This is a genomic window from Streptomyces sp. NPDC093111, assembly GCF_040683955.1.
GTDB lineage: Bacteria > Actinomycetota > Actinomycetes > Streptomycetales > Streptomycetaceae > Streptomyces.
In genome coordinates this window covers 108,994-115,469 of the sequence record NZ_JBFBNW010000025.1, presented here as the reverse complement: position 1 = coordinate 115,469, position 6,476 = coordinate 108,994, and the positions used below count along the sequence as shown (strand labels likewise).

Here is a 6,476-nt window from a genome sequence, read left to right as displayed (position 1 = left end):
CAGCGGAATCGCGAAGCGACGCGACCGCAGGGAGCGCCCTTGACGGCCCGGCCACGGGGGCCACACTCGGAAAAAGGGCGGCCGCACCAGAAGCCGACCCACCACCCCCACCCCTAGAACCCGTCCGACCTCGGCCCGAAGGTGTTCAGGAAGACCACGGGCCCGTCGGTGTCCGCGAAGCGCCCCCGCTCCTCCAGGGCCAGCAGCGCCGCCATCGCCTTGGCCGTGTAGACGGGTTCGAGGTCCAGGGCCGCCGCCTCCGCCGCCCGGCGCAGGGCCCGCGCGCCCTGGTCCGTGGGGTGGGCGTAGCCCTCGCCCAGCCACCCGTACTCGGTGACGAGGTCCTCGGCCCCGACCCGTACCGGCGGCAGCGCGGCGCCCCGGGCCCGTAGCAGCCGTTCCGCCTTGCCCGCGAGTGCCGTGAGCCGGGCGCCGTCCAGGCGCAGCGTGTCGTTGACGACGACGGCGAGGACCCGGGTGCGGAGCCCGGCCAGGCGCAGGCCGAGGGCGAGTCCGGCGGCGGTGCCGCCCGAGCCGACGGGTGTCACGATCCAGGCGGGTTCGGGGAGGAGTCCGTCCGCCACCTGCCCGGCCAGTTCCAGCGCGCACTCGACGTATCCCAAGGTCCCGAGCGGCGACGAGCCGCCGGCGGGGAGTACGTACGGGAGGCGCAGGCCCCGTGTGTGGCGGGTGAGCAGCCAGGGCAGCGAGAGGATCAGGCGGTTCTTGGTGTGCGGGAAGTGGAGGGTGGCGCCGGAGGCTCGCAGTCGGGCGAGTTGGGCGCGGACGTGGGCGTCGACGGGGTGGTCGACGAGGGCGAGGGCGACGTCGAGGCCCTGTTCGCGGGCGTAGAGGGCGGCGGCGAGGCCCCAGTTCGTGCCGAGGCCGCCGACGCTGAGGAGGGTGCGGGCGCCGCGTCGCCGGGCGTCGGGGAGGAGCCATTCCAGTTTGCGGACCTTGTTGCCGCCCCAGCCGCCGTCGCCGTATCCGCTCTCGTCCTTGACCCAGATCGGGGTGCGGGTCCCGAGGCCGGTGAGTGGGCGTACGGGGGTGGGGGCGGCGCCGAGCGGCAGGTACGGCAGGGTGCCGGCGAGTGCGGGCCAGTGCCGGTGGAGCTGGGGGCTGCGGTCCATGCGGGTCACCGTAGGGGGCCGCGCCTCGCGGGGGGAGGGGCCGGGGAAGGAAAGAGGGCGGTCGCGCGGGAGCCCTGAGGGCCCCGTCGCGGCCGCCCTCTCCCCGTGGGCGCCTTCGATGGGACGGGTCAGCCCAGCGCCAGCCAGGCCACGCCCGCCAGGACGGCGATCGCGACGACGACGCCGACGATCACGCCGACGCGCGGGCCCGAGGAGTGGGTCGTGGTCTGGTACTGCTGCTGCCGCTGTCCCTGCTGGTGGTTCTGCTGCTGAGGGGCGGCGCCCTCGTCGACGAAGGCGCGGAACATCTGGGTGCTGCCGGCGGGGTCGTAGGAGCCCTCGGGGCCCTGGCCGCCCTGGCCGTACGGTGCTTGGGGGTTGTGTGCCATGGCCCGGACCCTAGCGAAACAGGGCTTCCCTACCCAAGCCCCGCCCTCCTCCCGTACCGCCCTCGCCCCAGGACTCCCGCCTTCCCTCCCCTCCCGGCCCCCCTTTACCGATTCTTTAGCGCGCTTTGACCGATTTAGTTTGCCTGAAGCAACCATCAATCTCTATGGTTGCCCTAAGCAACAAGATGTTGGGGGAGCTCGATGGAGACGCTGAACCGGTACGAGGAGCTCGCCCGGGCGGTGAGCGCCATCGGTGCCGTCAAGCGTGGCGTCGCACGCGTCCTGCCCGCCCACTGCCAGGGCGGAGCGGCGGCCGTGCTCGCCCTCGTCAAGCACCACGGCGACATGCGGATGAGCCGGCTGGCCGAACTCATGGCCGTCGACATGTCCGTGTGCAGCCGCCACGTGGCCCACACCGTGGAGTACGGCTGGATCGAGCGGCTGCCCGACCCGGACGACAAGCGCTCCCGGATCCTGCGACTCACCCCCGAGGGTTACGCGATGCTCGGCGAGCTCGACCGCCGGGTCGCCGATGCCTTCGCCCGCCACCTCGCGGAGTGGTCCGACGACGACGTCGTACTGCTCACCACCATGCTTTCCCGGCTGCGCGACGCCTTCGGGGACTGCCGGGTCAACCCCTGACCCGGGGATCCCTCGATCCCCGGATCCCCGGATCCCTCGATCGCTCGATCCTCGGATCACCTGATCCCCGGATCACCCGATCCCCGGATTCCCCGACCCTCGGATCACCTGATCCCCGGATCGCCGGATCCCCGGATCGCCCCGTCCTCGGGTCACACATCCGACCGCAGCGGACTTCACGTACGCCCGCGTACGCCCACGTACTCGCAAAGGAACCTCATGGCTACCACCGCACCTGCCACGGGTGTACGGGAAGGCCGGACCGACGACTCCGGTGCCCCGATGACGCACCGGCAGATCATGGAGGCGCTCTCCGGGCTGCTGCTCGGCATGTTCGTCGCCATCCTGTCCTCGACGATCGTCTCGAACGCGCTCCCCCAGATCATCACCGACCTCGGCGGCGGCCAGTCCGCCTACACCTGGGTCGTCACCGCCGCCCTGCTGTCGATGACGGCGACCACCCCGCTCTGGGGCAAGCTGGCGGACCTCTTCTCCAAGAAGCTGCTGGTCCAGATAGCCCTGGTCATCTACGTCACGGGCTCGATCGTCGCCGGTCTCTCGCAGAACACCGGCATGCTGATCGCCTGCCGCGTGGTGCAGGGCATCGGCGTCGGCGGTCTGACCGCCCTCTCCCAGATCATCCTGGCCGCCATGATCGCCCCGCGTGAGCGCGGCCGGTACAGCGGCTACCTCGGTGCGACCTTCGCCGTCGCCACCGTCGGCGGTCCGCTGCTCGGCGGCGTCATCACCGACACCGACTGGCTCGGCTGGCGCTGGTGCTTCTACGTCGGCGTGCCCTTCGCGCTGATCGCGCTGATCGTGCTGCAGAAGACCCTGAAGCTGCCCGTCGTGAAGCGTCAGGTCAAGGTCGACTGGGCGGGTGCCTTCTTCATCAGCGCCGCCGTCTCCCTGCTCCTGGTCTGGGTCACCTTCGCGGGCGACAAGTACGACTGGATGTCCTGGCAGTCCGCCGCCATGGTCGGCGGTTCGGTCCTCCTCGGCGCGGTGTTCCTCCTCGTGGAGTCCAGGGCCTCCGAGCCGATCATCCCGCTGCGCCTCTTCCGCAACCGCACGATCACGCTGGCCTCGCTGGCCTCGCTCTTCGTGGGTGTCGCGATGTTCGCCGGCACGGTCTTCTTCAGCCAGTACTTCCAGCTGGCCCGCAACGAGTCGCCGACGATGTCCGGCGTCCTCACCATCCCGATGATCAGCGGCCTGTTCGTCTCGTCGACGGTCTCCGGCATGATCATCACCAAGACCGGCCGCTGGAAGGCCTGGCTGGTCGCCGGCGGCGCCCTCGCCGCGGGCGGTCTCGGGCTGCTCGGCACGATCCGGTACGACACGGAGTACTGGCACATCGCCCTCTTCATGGCGGTCCTCGGCCTCGGCCTCGGCATGATGATGCAGAACCTGGTGCTCTGCACGCAGAACCAGGTCGCCCCCTCCGACCTCGGCGCCGCCTCCTCCGTCGTCACCTTCTTCCGCTCCCTGGGCGGTGCGATCGGTGTCTCGGCGCTCGGCGCGGTCATGGCCCACCGGGTCACCGACTACGTCAAGGACGGTCTGGCCGAGCTCGGCCCGAAGGCCGCCGCGGCCATGGGCCAGGGCGGCGGTGGCGGCATCCCCGACATGGACAAGCTGCCCGCCCCGATCCGTACGGTCATGGAGAGCGCGTACGGCCACGGCGTCGGCGACGTCTTCCTCTACTCGGCGCCCTTCGCGCTGCTGGCCTTCATCGTGACCCTGTTCATCAAGGAGGTCGCGCTGAAGAGCAACACCGTCAAGCCGGAGGACGCCCCGGCGGCGAGCCCGGCGGACGCCACGGCGGCCGCGACGGCGGACGCCCAGTAGAAAAGCTCCCGGCCGCGCTTCGAGCGGAGGCGCGACCGGGTTCGGTACGGAGCGGCGGGCAGGGGACGGCCCGCCGCTCCGTCATTTCCTGCTCCTACCGCTCCTGCCGCTTCTGCCGCTCCTGCCGCTCTTGCGCGCGGACCACCATGACCTCGATGCCCGCGATCAGGACGTCCAGCGCGTAGTCGAAGTCGCGGTCCCACACCGAGTCCATTGAGCGGCTGGCCCGCTCCTCGATGACGGGCAGCATGACCTTCAGGTCGTCGGCGAACCGCGGTTCGTCCACGAAGGCGTCGATCGCCGAGCGGTAGTACTCGTCCTGCGACATGCCCGTCTCGACGGCCCGCCGCTCGAAGTTCCCCTCGACCGTGCCGAATCCGTACACGAACTGGAAGACGGCCGAGGTGGCCCCCGGCTGCCCGTCCAGCGGCAGTCCGGTCGACTCGATCAGGTAGTAGATGCCCTTCGCGACGGCGACCGCCCGCGGCCCGACGTTGAGGTACGTCCCCGAGATCGACGAGACCCACGGGTGGGCGACCAGCATCCGGCGGTAGTCGTTCGACAGCAGCCGGAGCCGCTCCTGCCAGCTCCCCGCCGCCTCGACGGCCGCCAGGTCGATCGCCTCGTGGACGGCGTCGAGCGCGAACTCGATGATGTCGTCCTTGGTGTCCACGTACCAGTACAGGGACATCGCGGTGACGTTGAGCTCGGTCGCCAGCCTGCGCATCGACAGTTTCGCGAGGCCGTCCTCGTCGAGCATCCGGATCGCGGTGCTCACGATCCGCTCGCGGTCGAGCCCGGCCGGGCCCCCGCCGCTGCGGGTGGCCCGGGTCTCCAGCCAGACGCTGGAACGCGCAGGGTTCTTGGCCCTGTCCGCCGCCTTGACCATCGCGTTCCTCCGTCCGATCAGCCTTCCGTGCCCATGCTATGCAGCCACTTCCAGGTTCTCCACGTCCCGCTCGCGCCGCTCCGTCCGTTCGGCCCGCTGGAGCAGGGCCGCGGCGAGCAGTCCGCCGGCGAAGACGGCGACCGCGCCGACCAGCTGGCTGGTCTGGAGGCCGGAGGCGAAGGCGTCGGAGATCTGCTGCCGTTGGGCGTCGCTGCCCGCCGCGGCCAGGGCGGCCGGGAGGGAGGTGGCGGTGACGGCGACGAGGGCGGCGAAGCGGGCGTTGAGGACGGCGCCGAGGACGGCGACGCCGAGGCCGTTGCCGAACTCGGCGAGGGTGCCGTTGATCCCGGCCCCGACGCCCGCCTTCTCCGGCGGGATCGCGCTCATGAGCGCGTTGGCCATCGCCGGGGAGGAGACGGCGATGCCGGCGCCCATCAGGACCAGGCCGAGCAGCATGCCCCAGTAGCTGCCGTCCGTGCCGCCGCCGAGCAGCGAGATCGAGGTGAGACCGGCGGCGACCAGGGTCATGCCGACCGCGACGGTGGGCGGGGTGCCCAGCTTCATGACGACCTTCGGGCCGATGCCGGTCAGGTTGAGGCCGACGATCGTCAGGGCGAGCGGCGCCATCCGCAGGCCCGCCTCAAGGGGTTCGTAGCCGAGGACGAACTGGAGGTGCTGGGTGAGCAGGAAGAGCGAGCCGCCCATGCCGAAGACGACCAGGATCGAGCCGCCGACGGCGCCGACGAACTTCTGGTTGCGGAAGAAGTGCATGTCGAGCATCGGGTACGGGGTGTGCAGCTCCCACAGCGCGAAGGCGCCCAGGCCGAGCGCGCCGACGCCCGCCGGGACCAGCACCTCTCCCGAGATCCAGCCGTGCTCGGGGCCGCTGATGATCGCGTACACGACGGCGGTCATGCCGATGGTGGAGAGCAGCGCGCCGAGCAGGTCGGGGCGCTCGCCCTGCGGGTTCTTGGACTCGGGGACCAGCTTGAGGACGGCGACCAGGGCGACGACGGCGACCGGGATGTTGATCAGGAAGATCATTCCCCACCAGAAGTGGTTCAGGATCACGCCGCCGATCAGCGGCCCGCCGGCGAAGCCGAGCGAGGCGACGGTGGACCAGAGCGCGATGGCCTTGACCCGCTCCGAGTCGTCGAAGATCTGCATGACGACGGCGAGGGTGGTGGTCATCAGGAGCGCGCCGCCGACGCCCATGCCCGCGCGGGCGGCGATCAGCTGCGCGGTGGAGTCGGCGAGACCGGCCGCGAGCGAGCCGAGGCCGAAGAGCGCGAGGCCGGCCGCGAGCAGCTTCTTGCGGCCGTAGCGGTCGGCGGCGTTGCCCGCGGTGAGCAGCAGGCCGGACTGGACCAGCGAGTAGGCGTTGATCATCCACTGGATGTCGCTGGTGGTGGCGTGCAGCTCGGAGGTCAGCGAGGGGATGGCGACGCTGAGCACGGTGTTGTCGAGCAGCACGGTGAGCTGGGCGAGACAGATGACGCCGAGGATCAGCCACCGCTGTGGATGGCCGCCCCCGGTCCCGTTCGGCGCCGTCATGGCAACTCCTTATACGGT

General features: G+C 71.0%; 6 protein-coding genes. 2 read left to right on the top strand and 4 right to left on the bottom strand.

The window, feature by feature from the left end:
* Positions 1-113 precede the first annotated feature (113 nt).
* The gene (locus AB0Q96_RS33845; protein ID WP_365332243.1) at positions 114-1,133 is read right to left on the bottom strand and encodes a pyridoxal-phosphate dependent enzyme; all 1,020 of its coding nucleotides are present in this window, start codon (positions 1,131-1,133) and stop codon (positions 114-116) included.
* A gap of 128 nt (positions 1,134-1,261) precedes the next feature.
* Complete coding sequence (locus AB0Q96_RS33840; RefSeq protein WP_365332241.1) at positions 1,262-1,522, bottom strand: hypothetical protein; 261 nt, start codon at positions 1,520-1,522, stop codon at positions 1,262-1,264.
* A 201-nt stretch (positions 1,523-1,723) separates the two neighbouring features.
* Here AB0Q96_RS33840 and AB0Q96_RS33835 point away from each other — a divergent pair, with 201 nt between their 5' ends.
* Entirely contained in the window at positions 1,724-2,164 is a 441-nt protein-coding gene (locus tag AB0Q96_RS33835) for a MarR family transcriptional regulator (RefSeq protein WP_365332239.1), read from the top strand.
* Between the two features lie 219 nt (positions 2,165-2,383).
* Entirely contained in the window at positions 2,384-4,015 is a 1,632-nt protein-coding gene (locus tag AB0Q96_RS33830; protein ID WP_365332237.1) for an MDR family MFS transporter, read from the top strand.
* 94 nt (positions 4,016-4,109) lie between these two features.
* Here the strand turns inward: AB0Q96_RS33830 and AB0Q96_RS33825 are convergent, their stop codons facing one another.
* Both AB0Q96_RS33825 and AB0Q96_RS33820 read right to left on the bottom strand, forming a co-directional pair.
* On the bottom strand, positions 4,110-4,904 hold the full coding sequence (locus tag AB0Q96_RS33825; RefSeq protein WP_365332235.1) for a TetR/AcrR family transcriptional regulator: 795 nt from the start codon (positions 4,902-4,904) through the stop codon (positions 4,110-4,112).
* 36 nt (positions 4,905-4,940) lie between these two features.
* The gene (locus tag AB0Q96_RS33820) at positions 4,941-6,458 is read right to left on the bottom strand and encodes an MFS transporter (RefSeq protein WP_365332233.1); all 1,518 of its coding nucleotides are present in this window, start codon (positions 6,456-6,458) and stop codon (positions 4,941-4,943) included.
* Between the last annotated feature and the right edge of the window lie 18 nt (positions 6,459-6,476).

Bases quoted from the DNA above. Each gene is read 5' to 3' on its own strand.
- AB0Q96_RS33845 (WP_365332243.1), bottom strand. From the start codon at position 1,133: ATGGACCGCAGCCCCCAGCTCCACCGGCACTGGCCCGCACTCGCCGGC.
- AB0Q96_RS33840 (WP_365332241.1), bottom strand. From the start codon at position 1,522: ATGGCACACAACCCCCAAGCACCGTACGGCCAGGGCGGCCAGGGCCCC.
- AB0Q96_RS33835 (WP_365332239.1), top strand. From the start codon at position 1,724: ATGGAGACGCTGAACCGGTACGAGGAGCTCGCCCGGGCGGTGAGCGCC.
- AB0Q96_RS33830 (WP_365332237.1), top strand. From the start codon at position 2,384: ATGGCTACCACCGCACCTGCCACGGGTGTACGGGAAGGCCGGACCGAC.
- AB0Q96_RS33825 (WP_365332235.1), bottom strand. From the start codon at position 4,904: ATGGTCAAGGCGGCGGACAGGGCCAAGAACCCTGCGCGTTCCAGCGTC.
- AB0Q96_RS33820 (WP_365332233.1), bottom strand. From the start codon at position 6,458: ATGACGGCGCCGAACGGGACCGGGGGCGGCCATCCACAGCGGTGGCTG.